Annotated in this window: 17 protein-coding genes; 9 read left to right on the forward strand and 8 right to left on the reverse strand. The window is 70.5% G+C overall.

Going from position 1 to position 18,008, the window contains the following annotated elements; translation table 11 throughout:
- Window positions 1-56 precede the first annotated feature (56 nt).
- Together ACFU5K_RS04115 and ACFU5K_RS04120 are read right to left on the reverse strand one after the other, a co-directional pair.
- Window positions 57-506, reverse strand: coding sequence for a VOC family protein (locus ACFU5K_RS04115; RefSeq protein ID WP_384056516.1), 450 nt, complete (start codon window positions 504-506; stop codon window positions 57-59).
- 160 nt (window positions 507-666) lie between these two features.
- A complete protein-coding gene (locus ACFU5K_RS04120) occupies window positions 667-1,116 on the reverse strand; it encodes a hypothetical protein (RefSeq protein WP_384056519.1) in 450 nt (149 codons plus the stop codon).
- 182 nt (window positions 1,117-1,298) lie between these two features.
- Between ACFU5K_RS04120 and ACFU5K_RS04125 the strand changes: the two genes are divergently transcribed.
- Window positions 1,299-2,438 carry a winged helix DNA-binding domain-containing protein gene (locus ACFU5K_RS04125; protein ID WP_384056522.1) on the forward strand — a complete coding sequence of 380 codons (1,140 nt, stop codon included), beginning with the start codon at window positions 1,299-1,301 and terminating at the stop codon, window positions 2,436-2,438.
- Between the two features lie 256 nt (window positions 2,439-2,694).
- On the opposite strand, the gene rarD is transcribed toward ACFU5K_RS04125, so the two are convergent.
- The 6 genes from rarD to ACFU5K_RS04155 form a co-directional block, all read right to left on the reverse strand.
- Window positions 2,695-3,705, reverse strand: coding sequence for an EamA family transporter RarD (gene rarD, locus ACFU5K_RS04130; RefSeq protein ID WP_384056525.1), 1,011 nt, complete (start codon window positions 3,703-3,705; stop codon window positions 2,695-2,697).
- A gap of 189 nt (window positions 3,706-3,894) precedes the next feature.
- Window positions 3,895-4,953, reverse strand: a complete 1,059-nt coding sequence (locus ACFU5K_RS04135; protein WP_384056527.1) for a 2-oxoacid:ferredoxin oxidoreductase subunit beta — start codon at window positions 4,951-4,953, stop codon at window positions 3,895-3,897.
- On the reverse strand, window positions 4,946-6,901 hold the full coding sequence (locus tag ACFU5K_RS04140; protein WP_384056529.1) for a 2-oxoacid:acceptor oxidoreductase subunit alpha: 1,956 nt from the start codon (window positions 6,899-6,901) through the stop codon (window positions 4,946-4,948). The genes ACFU5K_RS04135 and ACFU5K_RS04140 overlap by 8 nt, the downstream gene beginning before the upstream one ends.
- A 283-nt stretch (window positions 6,902-7,184) precedes the next feature.
- A complete protein-coding gene (locus ACFU5K_RS04145) occupies window positions 7,185-7,844 on the reverse strand; it encodes a response regulator transcription factor (RefSeq protein ID WP_327122265.1) in 660 nt (219 codons plus the stop codon).
- Window positions 7,845-8,055: 211 nt separating this feature from the next.
- Window positions 8,056-9,411, reverse strand: a complete 1,356-nt coding sequence (locus ACFU5K_RS04150; RefSeq protein ID WP_384056532.1) for a sensor histidine kinase — start codon at window positions 9,409-9,411, stop codon at window positions 8,056-8,058.
- A gap of 178 nt (window positions 9,412-9,589) precedes the next feature.
- Window positions 9,590-10,777 (reverse strand): sensor histidine kinase, encoded by a 1,188-nt coding sequence (locus ACFU5K_RS04155; protein ID WP_384056535.1) that lies wholly within the window; start codon window positions 10,775-10,777, stop codon window positions 9,590-9,592.
- A 215-nt stretch (window positions 10,778-10,992) separates the two neighbouring features.
- Between ACFU5K_RS04155 and ACFU5K_RS04160 the strand changes: the two genes are divergently transcribed.
- From ACFU5K_RS04160 to ACFU5K_RS04195, 8 genes are read left to right on the forward strand one after another with little or no spacing between them, the layout of a single operon-like run.
- The gene (locus tag ACFU5K_RS04160) at window positions 10,993-11,394 is read left to right on the forward strand and encodes an NADH-quinone oxidoreductase subunit A (RefSeq protein ID WP_384056538.1); all 402 of its coding nucleotides are present in this window, start codon (window positions 10,993-10,995) and stop codon (window positions 11,392-11,394) included.
- Window positions 11,385-12,020, forward strand: coding sequence for an NADH-quinone oxidoreductase subunit B (locus ACFU5K_RS04165; protein WP_384056540.1), 636 nt, complete (start codon window positions 11,385-11,387; stop codon window positions 12,018-12,020). The genes ACFU5K_RS04160 and ACFU5K_RS04165 overlap by 10 nt, the downstream gene beginning before the upstream one ends.
- The gene (locus ACFU5K_RS04170; RefSeq protein ID WP_384056542.1) at window positions 12,017-13,312 is read left to right on the forward strand and encodes an NADH-quinone oxidoreductase subunit C; all 1,296 of its coding nucleotides are present in this window, start codon (window positions 12,017-12,019) and stop codon (window positions 13,310-13,312) included. The genes ACFU5K_RS04165 and ACFU5K_RS04170 overlap by 4 nt, the downstream gene beginning before the upstream one ends.
- Window positions 13,309-14,277: an NADH-quinone oxidoreductase subunit H gene (locus ACFU5K_RS04175; RefSeq protein ID WP_384056545.1), complete on the forward strand. Its 969-nt coding sequence runs from the start codon at window positions 13,309-13,311 to the stop codon at window positions 14,275-14,277. The genes ACFU5K_RS04170 and ACFU5K_RS04175 overlap by 4 nt, the downstream gene beginning before the upstream one ends.
- Complete coding sequence (locus ACFU5K_RS04180) at window positions 14,277-14,897, forward strand: NuoI/complex I 23 kDa subunit family protein (RefSeq protein ID WP_384056547.1); 621 nt, start codon at window positions 14,277-14,279, stop codon at window positions 14,895-14,897. Before ACFU5K_RS04175 ends, ACFU5K_RS04180 begins: the two co-directional genes overlap by 1 nt.
- A complete protein-coding gene (locus ACFU5K_RS04185; protein WP_384056550.1) occupies window positions 14,897-15,571 on the forward strand; it encodes an NADH-quinone oxidoreductase subunit J in 675 nt (224 codons plus the stop codon). Before ACFU5K_RS04180 ends, ACFU5K_RS04185 begins: the two co-directional genes overlap by 1 nt.
- Entirely contained in the window at window positions 15,571-15,987 is a 417-nt protein-coding gene (nuoK, locus tag ACFU5K_RS04190; protein ID WP_384056553.1) for an NADH-quinone oxidoreductase subunit NuoK, read from the forward strand. Before ACFU5K_RS04185 ends, nuoK begins: the two co-directional genes overlap by 1 nt.
- Window positions 15,984-17,984 (forward strand): NADH-quinone oxidoreductase subunit L, encoded by a 2,001-nt coding sequence (locus ACFU5K_RS04195; protein WP_384056555.1) that lies wholly within the window; start codon window positions 15,984-15,986, stop codon window positions 17,982-17,984. The genes nuoK and ACFU5K_RS04195 overlap by 4 nt, the downstream gene beginning before the upstream one ends.
- The last annotated feature ends 24 nt before the right edge of the window (window positions 17,985-18,008 follow it).

An 18,008-nucleotide genomic window follows, 5' to 3' on the forward strand; every position in this document is an offset into this window, starting at 1 on the left:
CTAGAGAGATCGCCGCTCCGCCGTGCGCCGCTGACCTGCGCGGACGGTGTACGGACTCAGTGCACGCAGAACTCGTTGCCTTCGGGGTCCAGGAGTACCTGCCACGAGCCGCCCGGCTCGTCGACGATCCGCAGCACGCTCGCGCCCAGACCCACGAGGCGCTCCACCTCGGCCTCGCGCTGCCCGTGAGCCGTGTGCACGTCCAGGTGGAGGCGGTTCTTGACCGTCTTCGGCTCGGGGACGCGCTGGAAGAGCAGCCGGCGTCCGAGGCCGGTCCCGCTCTTCTCCTCGTAAGGGTCGTCCGGGTGCCGCACGGCGGCGAGATCGCGCCAGGCCCGGCGGCCGTGCGGCTCCACCGTGCTGGACTCGGGTACCGCTCCGGCGGTGAGCAGCTCCTCGATCAGGGCGCTGTTGTCCTCGACGAGGTAGCCGAGGGTCTCGGCCCAGAAGTCGGCCTGGGCGTGCGGTTCTCCCGCATCGATGACGACTTTCCAGTGCAGGGTCATGGAAACCGGTTGTACTGGTTAGCTGATAGGTACGGCAACGGGCGCGCCGGAACCGGGACTTGTTCTCCGTATACCGAGGGCCGCGTCTTCCGGTTCGACCCGGGCGCACCGTGCCCGGGCCGAGGGGAGCGGCGAAGCCGGGGCGTGAGGGCTGCGGCCGTCAGCGGGGCGAACAGGTGGCGCAGACGTGCCCGCCGAGCGACGCCAGCAGTTCCGCGGCCGCCGCGCGCACCGCGGGATCACTGTCCCCGGCCAGCCGCTCGGCGGTTGCCCGCCCGGCCAGGACCGCCAGATGCGCGTCCCTGGTCCACGCCGGCTGATGGGCGTGACCGCCGGCGAGGATCGTCCCCAGCAGACCGAGTACGCCGACCCGCTCCTTCACGGTCTCCATGGCGGCGAGTTCCCACAGGAACGGCACCGTGGCCACCGTCGCGTCGAACACAGCCATCGCTGCTATCCATCGCCCCAGGTCGCTCAGCGCGTCCTCGGCCGATTCGCTGTCGCCCCAGGCGATGCGTGACAGCATGCCCGGGACCTGGGAGGCGGAGCCCTGGGCATGGCGAAGCTCATGCCACTGAACGTGCCTCATGTCCCCCAGGATCGTCCCCATCCGGGCACTCAATCAGCCTTTGGGCCCCCCGTCCACCATGCCTGCCGCACTCGTCGGATCCGACTGTGCAGCCCCGTCCAGCACGTCCAGGTACCGCCGCACCGAGTCGTGTTCGTCCGCCCCCGCGATCAGCCCGACGTGGTTGTCGTACTGGTGGGAGCCGAAGGTGGCATGATCCGGTCATGAGCCTCACCGCGCGACAGCTCGCCCTGGCCATGTTGGACCGTCAGCTTCTGCTCGAGCGCCAGCGCCTCGATGTGGCGGAGGCGGTTCGCCGGGTCTGCGCTCTGCAGGCACAGGCACCAGCGTCGCCGTACCTGGCGCTATGGAACCGTGTGCAGGACTTCGCGCCCAAGGATCTCGACGCAGCGTTCGTGCACGGCCGGATCGTGAAGGCAACCCTCATGCGGATAACGCTGCACGTCGTCCATGCCGAGGACTACGAGCCCTACCGCGCCGCCATGCTGAGCACCCTGCGGGCGTCACGAATTCACGACCGCCGGTTCACCGCAACAGGGCTGACCCCCAACGACGCCGACGCGCTGCTCCCCGAGCTCGCGGGGTTCCTGGAGCGGCCCCGCACCGGCGTCCAGGTAGAGGACGAGGTCACAGGGAGGCACGGCGAGCACGCGCACCGCGTGTGGTGGGCGCTACGTACGTTCGCGCCATTGCATCATGCGCCGACCGGCGGCCCGTGGTCGTTCACACAGCCGAACTCCTACCGCGCCTCGTCGGCGGCCCCTGCGGCCGCGCCGCAGGAAGCCGACGCTGGGGTCCAGCGCCTGCTGCTTGCCTACCTGCGCGCGTTCGGACCCGCGTCAGCTCAGGACTTCGCCCGGTTCACCCTGCTGACACGCACCGCGATAACCAAAGCGCTGCATGAGCTCGGCGACCAGGTGGTGCGGGTTTCAGGCCCCGGCGTCGCCGCCCTGTTCGACCTGGCCGACGCTACTGTGCCCGCCGATGACACCTCGGCGCCGCCGAGGTTGCTGCCGATGTGGGACAGCACGCTGCTGGCTCACGCCGTCCCCGGGAGACTCATGCCCCCGGAGTACCGCCCCCTGGTCGTCCGGCGTAACGGCGATGTGCTGCCCTGCCTGCTCGTCGACGGGCAGGTCGTTGGAGTATGGCGCGCAGCCGACGGCGGGCTGGAACTGACCGCCTTCCGCAGGCTCGGCAAGGTTGCGTGGCAAGGTCTGACCGAGGAGGCGGAAAAGCTGTCAGTGCTGCTCACCGACCGCGATCCAGCCGTCTACCGGCGCTACGGACACTGGTGGGACAAGGGATTTCCCGGGGTCGAGCGGATGATCGTCAAGGGCTGACCGCGCCCGGCGAGCGCGGCCTGGTCGGTGAAACGGCGCTCGTTCTGGTAGCAGGAGCGGCAGATCGCCCCTTCCTCTTCAGAGCGGGTGACTATGTGGCCGTCTTTCCCGCAGCATGAGCACGGCCGGAGCGCGGTCCGGCTGACGCACCAGTCACATGCGCTGCCTTGGGGAGTGGTGCGGCCCCCGAAGCCCTGGAACAGGCGGGGTGGGCGCGACCCGGTCACCGAGTGGTGGCAGGGGGCGTCGGGGCGAGTCAGGGTGCAGGCGTCCGGTCGGGGGCGGCCGCTCCGGCGCCCTTGTCCGGCGGGAGGCCGGGATCCGCGCCCACGGGAGCCCCCGCCTGGGCCGCCTTCACGGCGAGGCGCAGCGCCTCGGCCCTCGTCCGCCGGGCTGTCCGCAGCGCGTCCCAGGTCAGCAGCGTCAGTGCCACCCAGACCAGCCCGAAGCCCGCCCACCGCTCCGGCGGCATCTCCTCGTGGAAGTACAGGATGCCGAGCCCGAACTGGAACACCGGCGCCAGGTACTGCAGCAGGCCCAGCACGGACAGCGGTACCCGGATCGCTGCGGCGCCGAAGCAGACGAGCGGGATCGCGGTGACGAGGCCGGTCGCGGCGAGCAGGGCGCCGTGGCCGCCACCGCCGGCCAGGAACGTCGCCTCGCCGCGCGCCCCGAGCCACACCAGGAAGCCGGACGCGGGCACGAACAGGACCGCGGTCTCGGCGGCCAGGGACTCCAGGCCCCCCATGCCGACCTTCTTCTTCACCAGCCCGTACGTCGCGAACGAGAACGCCAGCACCAGCGAGATCCACGGCGGCTGCCCGTAGCCGATCGCCAGCACGAGCACCGCGGCGAAGCCGGTGCCCACGGCGGTCCACTGCGCGGGGCGCAGCCGCTCGCCGAGCAGCAGAACGCCCATGGCGATGGTGACCAGCGGATTGATGAAGTAGCCGAGCGACGCCTCGACCACATGGCCGTTGTTGACCGACCAGATGTAGAGGCCCCAGTTGACCGAGATCACCGTCGCGGCGACCGCTATCAGCCCCAGCGTCCGGGGCCGGCGCACCAGTTCGCCGATCCACGCCCAGCGACGCAGGGCCAGCAGTGCGATTCCGACGACACCCAGCGACCAGACCATCCGGTGAGCGAGGATCTCCACCGCTCCCGACGGCTCCAGCAGCGGCCAGAAGAGGGGTACGAGGCCCCACATCCCGTACGCGCCGATTCCGTACAGCAGGCCTGCTCGCTGCTCGCTCTTCCCCTCCACGGGCCCTCCCCGGCGCTCCTTCGCCGGCGATCGGCCGACTGCACGAAGGTAGCGCCGGGAAAGCCCCCGTGTCATTGCCGTCTCACGGAAACGGTCGTGACAGGGTGCGGGGCCGGGTCAGGCGGCCACAGCGACGGCGATCGTCAGGCCGCGCCGGACCGCCGGACCTCGTTCGGGACTGACGTCAGGTCAGCCCACCACCGTCCAGGTGTCGTTGCCCGCCAGCAGGGCGCTCAGGTCACCCTTGCCGTGCTGCTCGATCGCGGCGTCCAGCTGGTCGGACATGAGCGAGTCGTAGACGGGGCGCTCCACACTCCGCAGCACACCGATGGGCGTGTGGTGGAGCGTGTCGGCGTCGGCCAGCCGCGACAGCGCGAAAGCGGTCGTCGGGCTGGGGTTGTGCGCGTCGTGGACGAGGATCCGCGACTGGTTCTCCTCGGAGACCGCGACGACCGACAGGTCACCCGTCAGAGGGTCCCGGACGACACCCTTGGAACCCTCGGCGCCGAACCGGATCGGCTTGCCGTGCTCCAGACGGATCACCGCCTCCTCGGCCCGCTCCTTGTTCTTGAGCACCTCGAACGCACCGTCGTTGAAGATGTTGCAGTTCTGGTAGATCTCCACCAGCGCCGTGCCCGGGTGGTCGGCCGCCGCACGCAGCACGCCCGTGAGGTGCTTGCGGTCGGAGTCCACGGTCCGTGCGACGAAAGTCGCCTCCGCGCCCAGTGCGAGGGAGACCGGGTTGAAGGGCGCGTCGAGGGAGCCCATCGGCGTCGACTTGGTGATCTTCCCGATCTCGGACGTCGGACTGTACTGGCCCTTGGTCAGCCCGTAGATCCGGTTGTTGAACAGCAGGATCTTGAGGTTCACGTTGCGTCGGAGGGCGTGGATGAGGTGGTTGCCGCCGATGGACAGCGCGTCGCCGTCACCGGTGACGACCCAGACGCTCAGGTCGCGCCGTGAGGTGGCCAGCCCCGTCGCGATGGAGGGCGCGCGGCCGTGGATGGAGTGCATCCCGTACGTGTTCATGTAGTACGGGAAACGGGACGAGCAGCCGATGCCGGAGACGAACGTGATGTTCTCCCTGGCCAGGCCGAGGTCGGGCATGAAGCCCTGCACCGCCGCCAGGACCGCGTAGTCACCGCAGCCCGGGCACCAGCGCACCTCCTGGTCGGACTTGAAGTCCTTCATGGACTGCTTGCCCTCGGCCTTCGGGACCAGCTGGAGGAGTTCGTTGGTGTCAGGCATCAATGGCCTCCTTGAGGGCTGTGGCGAGCTGCTCGGCCTTGAAGGGCATTCCGTTGACCTGGGTGAAACTCCGGGCGGCCACGAGGTACTTGGCCCGGACGAGGGTGGCGAGCTGGCCGAGGTTCATCTCCGGGATCACGACCTTGTCGTAGCGCGCGAGCACCTCACCGAGATTCCGCGGGAACGGGTTGAGGTGGCGCAGGTGGGCCTGCGCGATGGTCTCGCCGGCCGCGCGGAGCCGCCGGACCGCCGCGGTGACGGGCCCGTACGTCGAACCCCAGCCCAGGACCAGGGTGTCCGCGCCCGCCGGGTCGTCGACCTCCAGGTCGGGGACCACGATGCCGTCGACCTTCGCCTGACGGGTACGCACCATGAACTCGTGGTTGGCCGGGTCGTAGGAGATGTTCCCCGAACCGTCCTGCTTCTCGATGCCACCGATACGGTGCTCCAGCCCCGGGGTGCCCGGCACGGCCCAGGGGCGCGCCAGCGTCTCGGGATCCCGCTTGTACGGCCAGAACACCTCGGTGCCGTCCGCGAGTTCGTGGTTCGGGCCGGTCGCGAACTGCGTCCGCAGATCGGGGAGACTGTCGGTCTCGGGGATCCGCCACGGCTCGGAGCCGTTCGCCAGGTAGCCGTCCGAGAGCAGGAACACCGGGGTCCGGTACGTCAGCGCGATGCGCGCGGCGTCCAGCGCCGCGTCGAAGCAGTCCGCCGGCGTCCTCGGAGCCACGATCGGGACCGGGGCCTCGCCGTTGCGCCCGTACATGGCCTGGAGCAGATCGGCCTGTTCCGTCTTCGTCGGCAGACCGGTGGAGGGGCCACCGCGCTGGATGTCGATGATCAGCAGCGGCAGTTCCAGCGAGACCGCCAGGCCGATCGTCTCCGACTTCAGCGCGACACCGGGCCCCGACGTGGTCGTCACCCCCAGGGAACCGCCGAACGCGGCACCGAGCGCCGCCCCGATCCCGGCGATCTCGTCCTCCGCCTGGAAGGTCCGCACACCGAAGTTCTTGTGCTTGCTGAGCTCGTGCAGGATGTCGGACGCCGGAGTGATCGGATACGAACCCAGGTACAGCGGGAGATCCGCCTGCCGGGCGGCCGCGATCAGTCCGTACGACAGGGCGAGGTTCCCGGAGATATTGCGGTACGTGCCGGACGGGAACGCCTTCGTCGCCGGTGCGACCTCGTACGAGACGGCGAAATCCTCCGTCGTCTCACCGAAATTCCAGCCGGCACGGAATGCCGCCACGTTCGCCTCGGCAATGGCCGGCTTCTTCGCGAACTTCGACCGGAGGAATGTCTCCGTGCCCTCGGTCGGACGGTTGTACATCCAGGAGAGGAGCCCGAGAGCGAACATGTTCTTCGACCGTTCGGCCTCCTTGCGGGAAAGGCCGAACTCCTTCAATGCCTCGATAGTCAAGGTCGTCAACGGAACCGGATGCACGTTGTACGCCTCGAGCGACCCGTCCTCGAGGGGAGAATCGGTATATCCGACCTTCGCCATCGGGCGCTTGGTGAACTCGTCCGTGTTCACGATGATGTCGGCCCCGCGCGGCACATCGGCGATATTCGCCTTGAGCGCGGCTGGATTCATCGCGACCAGCACGTTCGGCGCGTCGCCCGGTGTCAGGATGTCGTGGTCCGCGAAATGCAGCTGGAACGACGAGACCCCCGGCAGCGTGCCGGCGGGTGCCCGGATCTCGGCCGGGAAGTTGGGCAGGGTCGACAGGTCGTTCCCGAACGACGCCGTCTCCGACGTGAACCGGTCACCGGTCAGCTGCATGCCGTCCCCCGAGTCACCCGCGAATCGGATGATCACACGGTCAAGACGACGGATTTCCTTCTCGGTGGCGCCCGTACGATCGATGTGCGGGGCGCGCTGCTCCCCGACGACGGGCTCGCTGGCCTCATCGGACTTTCCGGCTGGGCTACTGACCTGACTGGTCACTGAACTGGACCTCCCTCGGGGCGGCGGCTCGGGACCGGCCGGCCCGCCGGCGGTCCGCGCCCCACCCTACTTCTGTAAGGGTCGCCTTCCTCGGACCGTTCGTATGGCGGACGCGTTTCCGGAACCCGAATTCGTCACGCTCCGCCATATTCCCCGCCCCCGGGTCGCTCGGTGAACGCCTCTGTGGCCCTCATCCTTTCGCCGGAGGCATGGGTATCACTTCATTGCGGGTGGATCGCCGGGGTCACCCCGGACGGATCATCCCGGGAAAGATCGCCGTCTGTCAGGAGTTCAGATAAGTGAGAACGGCCAGAACACGCCGATGGTCACCGTCGCTGGGGGACAGGCCCAGTTTCATGAAGATGTTGCTGACGTGCTTCTCCACCGCCCCGTCGCTCACCACCAGCTGCCGGGCGACGGCCGAATTCGTACGCCCCTCCGCCATCAGGCCCAGGACCTCGCGCTCACGGGGAGTGAGCCCCGCCAGCACGTCCTGCTTCCGGCTGCGGCCCAGCAGCTGCGCCACCACCTCGGGGTCCAGCGCGGTGCCGCCCCGGGCCACCCGCACCACGGCGTCCACGAACTCGCGGACCTCGGCCACCCGGTCCTTGAGCAGATAGCCCACCCCGCGGCTGCTGCCGGCCAGCAACTCGGTGGCGTACTGCTCCTCGACGTACTGGGAGAGCACCAGCACCCCGATCTGCGGGTAGTCCTTCCGCAGCCGTACCGCGGCGCGGACCCCCTCGTCGGTGTGCGTCGGCGGCATGCGCACGTCGGCGACCACCACGTCCGGCAGCGCGCCCTCGGCGGCGAGGTCACCCACCGTCTTCAGCAGCGCCTCGGCGTCGCCCACGCCCGCGACGACGTCGTGCCCGAGATCCGTCAGCAGCCGGGTGAGCCCCTCCCGGAGCAGCACCGAGTCCTCGGCGATGACGACCCGCACTCTTTCCTCCACGGCCTTGCTTCCCCCACTGTCGGTATTCCGTCGGTACGCCGCCGCGCGCGGCGCCCCTGTGTGTCCAGCATTCCAGCATCGGCGCCCCCGCGTGCCCCAGACCAGCGGTTCCGTTCCCCCACGCGGCGAGCCGCAGCGCCCCGGCCGCCGTGGTGGCGGCCGGAGCGCTGCGGCTGCGGCCCGCGCGGGGGCGGGGAGCTCAGCCCCGCCAGGGGAGTTCGGCCGTGACCGTCGTCGGCCCGCCGGCGGGGGAGTCGACGACGAGGACGCCATCCACCGCGTCGAGCCGCTCCGTCAGCCCGGCGAGACCGCTGCCCGCCGACGCGTCCGCCCCGCCGTGTCCGTTGTCGGTGACCTGGAGCATGAGGCGGTCGGTGGTGCGCCGGACGTCGACGGTGGCGCGGGTGGCGCGGGCGTGTTTGCTGACGTTCTGGAGGAGTTCGGAGACGGTGAAGTAGGCGATGCCTTCGATGGCCTGGGCGGGTCGTGCCTGGAGGTCGACGGTGACGTTGACGGGGACGGTGCATCGGGAGGCGATGGCGGAGAGTGCCGCGTCGAGGCCGCGGTCGGTGAGGACGGCGGGGTGGATGCCGCGGGCGAGGTCGCGGAGTTCCTGGAGTGCGACCTTGACCTCTCCGTGGGCTTCGTCGACCATGCGGGCGGCTGCTTCGGGGTCGTCGGTGAGTTTTTCCTTTGCCAGGCCGAGCCCCATGGCGAGGGCGACGAGGCGGGCTTGTGCGCCGTCGTGGAGGTCGCGTTCGATGCGGCGCAGGTCGGCGGCGGCCGTGTCCACGACCACCCCACGGTCCGACTCCAGCTCCGAGACGCGGCTGGCCAGCCGGGACGGGCCCAGCAGCCCCAGCACCATCAGTCTGTCGACGGATGCCAGACCGCGGACGATCCACGGAGTGACGAGGACCAGGACCAGCCCGACCGCGGCGGTGGCCGCCAGTTCGAGGGACGAGTCGAGGTAGACCTGATGCGTGCGGTCGCCGTACAGCTGGATGCCGTCGATACCCACGAAGGCCGGGAAGACCCAGTGCCACAGCGGGTAGGTGAAAGCGGCCCAGCCGTACGTCCAGAACGTCACCGCGACGCTGAACGCGAACACCGCCCACGGCATGTGCAGCAGCGCGTAGAGCAGATGCCGCCAGGACACCCCGCTCTTGAGCACCGCCCCGACCCAGGACATCAGTCCGCCGGTACGGCCGCGCACCGGGGCCGGGTCGGCCACGTCCAGCTTCAGCAGCCCGCGTGCCCGGCCCCGTTCCATCACGCCGAAGCCACGGCACACCACCAGGCCGGCGGCGAGTATCGGAATGCCGAGGAAGGTGATCAGCATGCCCAGGCCCAGCGACGTCATGGTCACCGCGAAGCTGAACAGCATCACGCTGATCGGCAGGCTCAGGAGCAGATAGGCCAGCTCGCGCCAGATGCGGCCCTCGAAGGGCGCACGCAGCGGTGCGGGCAGGAGGTGCTTCGCCGGCGGGTCGCCCCCCGGCCCGGCGGCGGCCCTGTGGCGGTCCCGCGTGTCCGGTCCGTATGCCGTGGCCATCAGTGGCAACCGTCCGTTTCTTCTGGGCGGGAACTCCCCGCGGGCCGGTACAACGGCTGATGTACCAAGACTGCTGTGCGGAGGAATTCCGCACCATGAGGGCGGTCGCCGTATCCGGCAGGGGGTTTTCCCCACCCACGGGAGGCCCCGCCGCGGATCACGGGAACGGACTCGGAGCTCACGGCGCGACCGGGGTGTCCGCGCGGTCGCGCCAGGGCAGCTCCGCGGTGACCGTCGTGGGCCCGCCCTCCGGGGAGTCCACGACGAACAGACCGTCGACCGCGCCCAGACGCTCGGCCAGCCCCGAGATACCCGTACCGCCGTCCAGCCGCGCCCCGCCGTGTCCGTTGTCGGTGACCTGGAGCATGAGGCGGTCGGCGGTGCGCCGGACGTCGACGGTGGCGCGGGTGGCGCGGGCGTGTTTGCTGACGTTCTGGAGGAGTTCGGAGACGGTGAAGTAGGCGATGCCTTCGATGGCCTGGGCGGGTCGTGCCTGGAGGTCGACGGTGACGTTGACGGGGACGGTGCATCGGGAGGCGATGGCGGAGAGTGCCGCGTCGAGGCCGCGGTCGGTGAGGACGGCGGGGTGGATGCCGCGGGCGAGGTCGCGGAGTTCCTGGAGTGCGACCTTGACCTCTCCGTGGGCTTCGTCGACCATGCGGGCGGCTGCCTCGGGGTCGTCGGTGAGTTTTTCCTTTGCCAGGCCGAGCCCCATGGCGAGGGCGACGAGGCGGGCTTGTGCGCCGTCGTGGAGGTCGCGTTCGATGCGGCGCAGGTCGGCGGCGGCCGTGTCCACGACCACCCCGCGGTCCGACTCCAGCTCCTCGATCCGGCGTTCCAGCTCGTCCGAGGGCGAGAGCAGCGCCCGGACCATGGCCCGGTCGGCGTTCGTCAGACCCCGCGCGATGTAGGGGAGCACCGGCCAGAGCACGAACAGGCTCACCAGCGTCACCGTGAACGTCGCCACCCCCCACGGCAGCCTGATGAACGAATACAGCAACGCCCGCCAGGCCACCGGATCCTTCAGCACCGACCACAGCCAGCTGAAGAACCCCCGCTCCCGCCGGCCGCGCATCACCGGGCTCGGCTCCTCGACCCGCACCCCGAGCATCCCCCGAGCCCGGCCGCGTTCGGCCCGGCCGATCCCCCGCGCACCCTGCAGCCCCAGTGCGAGCAACGGCAGCCCGATCACGGTGACGGACAGCCCGGCGCCCACGCCGATCAGGAAGACGGTGTAGACGAACCCGGCGATCGCCACCGGGAGATTCGCCAGGAGATACGCGATCTCCTTCCACGTCCACCGGTCGAAAGCGAAGCGCGCGGGCGGCGGCCGGTCGTCGTCCGGCGAAGAGGAACTCATGGTCATACACCCAGCGTGCCGGGCGGGACAGCCGCACGCCATGGGGTTCGTGGGTGAGGCGCGGTAGGGAAAACCCCACCCCTCGCCCGTAGGGGCCGCTCACCGTTCGTACGAGAGCACCCTCACCCTTTGTACGCATGCGTTGCTTACCGTCTCTTTAACAGGGCCTAGACTCCCGTGCGTACAGACCGTCGAACAGGTTGAGGGAGCGAGGGACGGACGTGGCGGACGTGCCGGGACCGACCGTTCTCGCGTCGGACTACTTCCAGAGCTACTCAGTGGTCGGACTGCTCGCCCTGGTCGGCGTGCTGTTCGTAGCCGTCGCCTTCGGCGCCGGCCGGCTGCTGAGGCCCGTGGTCCCGACGCCGGAGAAACTCCTCACGTACGAATGCGGGGTGGACCCCGTGGGGGAGGGCTGGGCCCACACCCAGGTCCGCTACTACGTGTACGCCTTCCTGTACGTGGTCTTCGCCGTCGACTCGATCTTCCTGTTCCCGTGGGCGACGGTGTTCGCCGCGCCGGGATACGGCGCGACGACGCTGGTGGAGATGTTCATCTTCCTCGGCTTCCTGGCCGTGGGACTGCTCTACGCATGGAAGAAGGGCGTCCTCGAATGGGCGTGACGAGCCGGCCGAACCCGGAACCCCCCGTTTCGCTGCCCGATCCGACGCTGCTGCCGGTGCCGAAGAAACTCGGCGTGCTGTCCCGGCTCGCCCCCGAGCCGATGAAGGTGGTCCTCAACTGGGGCCGCCGCTACAGCCTCTGGGTCTTCAACTTCGGACTCGCCTGTTGCGCCATCGAATTCATCGCCGCCTCCATGGCACGGCACGACTTCATCAGGCTGGGCGTCATCCCCTTCGCCCCCGGCCCCCGGCAGGCCGACCTGATGATCGTGTCCGGCACGGTGACGGACAAGATGGCCCCTGCCGTCAAGCGGCTGTACGAGCAGATGCCCGAACCGAAGTACGTCATCTCCTTCGGCGCCTGCTCCAACTGCGGCGGCCCCTACTGGGATTCGTACTCCGTGACCAAGGGCGTCGACCAGATCATCCCCGTCGACGTGTACGTCCCCGGCTGCCCGCCCCGGCCCGAGGCGCTCCTGCAGGGCATCCTCAAGCTCCAGGAGAAGATCGCCCGCGAATCGCTCGCCGAGCGGTACTCCGGCGAGGACACGGCCCGCCCCTCGACCGCCGCCCTGCGCAGCGGTCTCGTCGAGGCTCCGAAGGCACCCGGGGAGGAGCGGACGTGACCGCCGCCGAGCTCTACGGCCGACTGCCCGACGCCGCCGCCGACATCTTCGGCCCGGAGGCAACCGGCGCGTACGCCTACGACCTGCTGACGGTCGACGTCCCCGCCGCCTCCTGGATCCCCGCCCTCGAAACGGCCCGCGACGAGCTGGGCTGCACCTACTTCGACTGGCTGAGCGCGGTCGACGAGCCGGGCACCGGCTTCCGGGTCTGCGCCCACGTCGCGGCGCTCGGCGAAGGCACCGTCCGGCGTCTGCTGGTCCGCACGACCGTCCCGCACGACGCGGCCACCCTGCCGAGCGCCATCGGCGTATACGCGGGTGCGGCGTGGCACGAACGTGAGACGCACGAGATGTTCGGCATCGGCTTCGAGGACCACCCCCACCTGGTCCCGCTGCTGCTGCCCGAGACTTTCGAGGGCCACCCGCTGCGCAAGGACTTCGTACTGGCCGCCCGGGTCGCCAAGGCCTGGCCCGGTGCGAAGGAGCCGGGCGAGTCCGAACACGGCGGCCCCAAGCGGCGCACGATGCTGCCGCCCGGTGTACCCGACCCGAACGAATGGGGCCCGCTCAAGGGCCAGCTCCCGCCCGCCCCGGCCCGCCCGGCCAGGGGCGCCCGCGCGGCCGGCGACCGGCCGGTGCGCCGGTCTCGCACCGCTGGTGAGGGCTCGGCGGGACAGCGACCGGCCACGGCGCCGGACGCGGTGGGTGCCGCGGAGACCCCGGACGCCGCGGCCCCGCGGACGGCGCCACCGCGCCGCAGCCGCAGCGCATCCCAGGGCTCGGCGAGCCAGGCCACCGGCGCGGCCGAGGCACAGCAGCCGGCCGGGACACCTGGCCCGGACACCGGGTCCGGCACGGGCGCGGGTTCGGACGCCGGTGCGAGGCGGGCCCGTACCGACGCGGCTGCGAGCCCGGGCCCGGGCGAGCCGGAAGCCGGTACACGCGGCGCGGATCGCGCGGGGAGCGGCGGCGGGACTGTACGGCCGAGGGGGGCGGCCGGCAGCGCGGACGCGCCCTGGCACGACGCGCGCCCCGCGTTCGGCACCGCCCCGAAGCAGTCTGAGCGACCGGAGACCGACAGGGTGCCGGAGCCGGACCCGGAAGGGTCGCCGGAGCCAGTTCCTCGTCCGCAGGAGGACACCGAAGGCGGGCCCGGCCCCGACCCGGAACCCGGCCCCGACCCGGAACCCGCGTCCGAGCCGGACCCGGCTCCCGAAGCCGACCCCGCGTCCGAGCCCGGCCCCGACTCCCCGTCCCGAAACGACCGTCCCGCCGGAGGCGATACCGCGTGAACGACGTACTCGACGTCGCCCTCCGCCTCGTCGTCGTCTTTGCCGTGTTCATGGTTGCCCCGCTCGTCGTGGGGCAGGCCGAGCACAAGGTGATGGCGCACATGCAGGGCCGTCTCGGTCCCATGTACGCGGGTGGCTTCCACGGCTGGGCCCAGCTCGTCGCGGACGGGGTGAAGTTCGCGCAGAAGGAAGACGTCGTACCGGCCGACGCGGACCGTCGCATCTTCCAGCTGGCCCCCGCCGTCGCCCTGCTCCCGTACCTCCTCGTGATCGTCGCCGTCCCGATCGGTCCCGGTGAAGGGGCGGTCGGCCAGGTGGTCGACGCGGGCATCTTCTTCGTGCTCGCCGTCATGGGTGTCGGCGTGCTCGGCTCGCTCATGGCGGGCTGGGCCTCGGCCAACAAGTTCTCGCTCCTGGGCGGTCTCCGCACTGCCGCGCAACTGCTCGCATACGAACTGCCGATGCTCCTCGCCGCAGCCTCCGTGGCCATGGCAGCGGGCACCGTGTCGCTCCCCGGCATCCTCGACGCCTTCGAGTGGTGGTGGGTGCCCTGGCAGATCGTGGGCGCCCTGGTCTTCTTCGTTGCGGGGCTCGCCGAACTCCAGCGCCCGCCCTTCGACATGCCGGTCGCGGACTCGGAGATCATCTTCGGCGCGTACACCGAGTACACGGGCCTGCGCTTCGCCCTGTTCCTGCTCGCCGAGTACGCCGGGATCGTCGTCCTGTGCGGGCTGACGACCGTCCTCTTCCTCGGTGGGTGGCACGGGCCGCTCGGCGCCGACGGGCTGGGCTGGGTCTGGACCCTGCTCAAGGCCGCCGTCCTCGCCTTCGTGGTCATCTGGCTCCGGGTCACCTATCCCCGCCTGCGCGAGGACCAGTTGCAGAAGCTCGCCTGGACCACGCTCATCCCCCTCGCCCTCGCGCAGATCGCGCTCACCGGCATCGTGAAGGTGGCGATCAACTAGTGCCCCCGATCCCCGGCTCAGGCCTGGCCAAGGGTCTTGCCGTCACCCTGCGGACCATGACGAAGCGGACCGTCACCGCCCAGTACCCGGACGTCCAGCCCGAACTGCCGCCCCGTACCCGCGGCGTCATCGGGTTGTTCGAGGAGAACTGCACGGTCTGCATGCTCTGCGCCCGTGAATGTCCCGACTGGTGCATCTACATCGACTCCCACAAGGAGACGACACCCGCCGCCGCTCCCGGCGGCCGTGAACGCAGCCGCAACGTGCTTGACCGCTTCGCGATCGACTTCGCCCTCTGTATGTACTGCGGTATCTGCATCGAGGTGTGCCCCTTCGACGCACTCTTCTGGTCACCCGAGTTCGAGTACGCGGAGACGGACATCCACGAACTCACCCACGAGCGCGACAAGCTCCGGGAGTGGATGTGGACCGTCCCCGAGCCACCCGCACTCGACCCGGGAGCCGAGGAGCCCAAGGAGATCGCCGCAGCACGCAAGGCGGCCGAGAAGCTCCAGGTCCAGGAGGCCCAGGGCATACAGGAGGCCCGGGAAGCCGAGCGGACTCAGGGCGCGCCTGAGTCCCGTCCGGGCCGGGCGGCGGAACAGGAGGGGCAGGAGTGATGCTCGCCGCCACTGCCGGCCACTCCGGCTTCCTCTCACCGACCGGGGTCGAGATCGCCTTCGTACTCGTCGGCCTCGCCACCCTCGGCGCAGCCCTGATCACCGTCACGACCGAACAGCTCGTGCACGCGGCGCTGTGGCTCGTGGTCGCTCTCGGCGGCATCGCGGTGGAGTACCTGCTCCTGACGGCCGAGTTCATCGCGTGGGTGCAGGTCCTCATCTACGTCGGTTCCGTCGTCGTCCTCCTTCTCTTCGGGCTGATGCTCACCAGAGCGCCCATCGGCCGGTCCCCGGACGCCGACTCGGGCAACCGATGGGTGGCCCTCGGGGTCGCCGTCGCCGCGGCCTCCGCCCTCGTCTGGGTCGTCGTCGACGCCTTCCGGACCACCTGGATCGATCTCGACGGCCCGGCCCAGGGCTCCACCAAGGTCTCCGGCGAGTTCCTCTTCCGGCACTGGGTACTGCCCTTCGAGGCACTCTCCGTCCTGCTGCTCGCCGCCCTGGTGGGCGCCATCGTCCTGTCCCGCAAGGACCGACAGGACGGACAGGACGGCCAGGGCGGCCAGACCCGGCGGACGAGTCCGGCCGGGCGCACCGGGCAGGACCGGCAGGCCGGTCCGGACCCCGAGCAGCTCGGGGGCGGCAGTGCCGCGAACCGGGAGGCCAAGAGCTGATGCACCTCGCCTATCCGGTCGTACTCGCCGTCCTCCTCTTCTGCACCGGGCTGTACGGAGTACTCGCCCGCCGCAACGCGATCCTCGTCCTGATGTCCGTCGAGCTCATGCTCAACGCCGTCAACCTCAACCTGGTCGCCTTCGACGTCTGGCTGCGCGACGCCCTTCACGCGGGCCAGGCGCTGACCCTCTTCACGATCGCGATCGCCGCCGCCGAGATCGGCATCGGCCTCGCGATCGTCCTGGCCGTCCACCGCAACCGCGGCACCTCGGACGTCGACCGCCTCCGTGACACCGCGGAGACGGACGAAGCCGAAACGTTCCCCGACGAGGCCGACGCGCCCACCTCCGAGACCGCCCCCGGCACCGCTGACCAGGCCACTGCTACGGCAAAGAAGGCAGAGGCCACCGCGTGACCACCACGACCCTCGCCGTACTCGTCCCCCTCCTCCCCTTCCTCGGCGCCGTCGCAGGTCTCTTCCTGGGGCGGACCGCGCCCGGCTTCGTCCGGCCCCTCGCCGTGCTGCCGACCCTCACGGCAGCCGTTTGCGCCGTCGTCGTCGCCGCCCGACAGGGCGGCGGCCCCGCGATCGACGCCTCGACCCGGTACACCCCCACCGGTTCCGTGCCGATCGACCTGGCCCTGCACCTGGACGGCTTCGCCGTGCTCGTAGCCGTCCTCGTAGGGCTCGTCGCCACCTGTGTGCAGATCTACTCGACCGCGTATCTCAAGGGCGACGCCCGCTACCCCTCGTACGCCGCGCTCGTCTCCCTCTTCACCTCCGCGATGCTGCTCGTCGTCTACTCCGGCGACCTGATGGTGCTCCTGGTCGGCTGGGAGATCATGGGCATCTGCTCGTACTTCCTCGTCGGCCACTACTGGGAGACCCCCGAGGCCCGTGCCGCCTCGCTCAAGGCCTTCCTCGTCACCAAGCTCGGCGACGTGCCGTTCCTCATCGGCCTGTTCGCGCTCGCCGTCGACACCGGTACGTTCCGGATCACCGGCATCCTGGCGGCCGTGGGCAACGGCGGGCTCGACCACCCCACCCTCGTCGCGCTGCTGCTTCTCGCCGGTGTAGCCGGAAAGTCCGCGCAGTTCCCGCTGCACACCTGGCTCCCCGACGCGATGGCCGGCCCCACCCCCGTCTCCGCGCTCATCCACGCGGCGACGATGGTCGCCGCCGGTATCTACTTCGTCGCCCGGCTCCTTCCCGTCTTCGCCGCCTCAGGTGCGGCTCTCGTCGTCCTCGCCGTGATGGCGGCCGTCACGATGATCGGCTCCGGACTCGCCGCCCTCGCGCAGGACGACATCAAGCGCGTGCTCGCCTACTCGACGATCGGACAGCTCGGCTACATGTCCGGCGCCCTGGCCGTCGGCGACCGCGGGGCGGCCGTCTTCCACCTGATGTCCCACGGTGCGTTCAAGGCCGTCCTCTTCCTGGCCGCCGGCGTCGTCATCCACGCCACGGGCACCAACTCACTCGCCGCCATGTCCCGCATGGGCGGGCTGGCCAAGCGCATCCCCGATGCCTACTGGACGATGACCATCGCCCTCCTCGCGCTGGCCGCGATCCCTCCGTTCGCCGGCTTCTTCTCCAAGGAGGCGGTCCTCGTCGCCGCCGAACACACCGCCTTCGGAGACCGTGACGTCGCACCGGCGGCAGCCGGCTGGACGGTCCTCGTCGCCGGGCTCGTCGCAGCGGTCCTCACCGCCGCCTATGCCACCCGGCTGTGGCTCCTGGTCTTCCGCGGACGCGGCTCCGAGGCACCGGACCACGGCAAGCAGCCCATCGCGATGACCTCGGTGCTCTGGGCCCTCGCCGTCCCGACGATCGCCTTCGGCCTCACCGTCGGCACGCTCACCGACTGGTTCGACGGCTACAGCCTCACCCCCTCCCTCGCGACCGCCGTCCTGTCCACCGGCGTCGGACTCGTCGGCGGACTCGTCACCTACGGGGCGTGGCGTCACACCACGGCGCTCGCAGGACGGCCCCCGGTCGGCGCGGTGGCGGCACACCCCGACGCCGAACCCGCGCTCGTGGAAGCCGAGGCGATGACCTCGCACACCGCGGCGTACGGCACGATCGCTGACGCCCCGGACCCGTCGGACCCCGGCCGGCTGCTGCTCGGCCCCCTCCACCGCCACGCGGTCACCGGCTTCCACCTGGACGCGCTGTACACCGCCGTGTTCATCCGTCCCGTCCGGGCCGCGGCCCTGCTGGTCCGTTTCCTGGACCGCGAGGTCATCGACACCTACGTACGCGGCTCGGGCAGCATCGCCCGCGGACTCGGCACCCTGGTCCGCCGCGCCCAGACGGGCAACGTGCAGACCTACCTGAGCGCATTGCTCGCCGGAACCCTCGTACTGGCGATCGCCGCCGCCGTCCTTGCCAACGTCTACGCCGGGGCGTGAGCCGTGTTCGATATCAGCGCATCC

Origin of the sequence: Streptomyces sp. NPDC057428 (assembly GCF_042803195.1) — a bacterium.
In the GTDB taxonomy this organism is placed as follows: domain Bacteria; phylum Actinomycetota; class Actinomycetes; order Streptomycetales; family Streptomycetaceae; genus Streptomyces.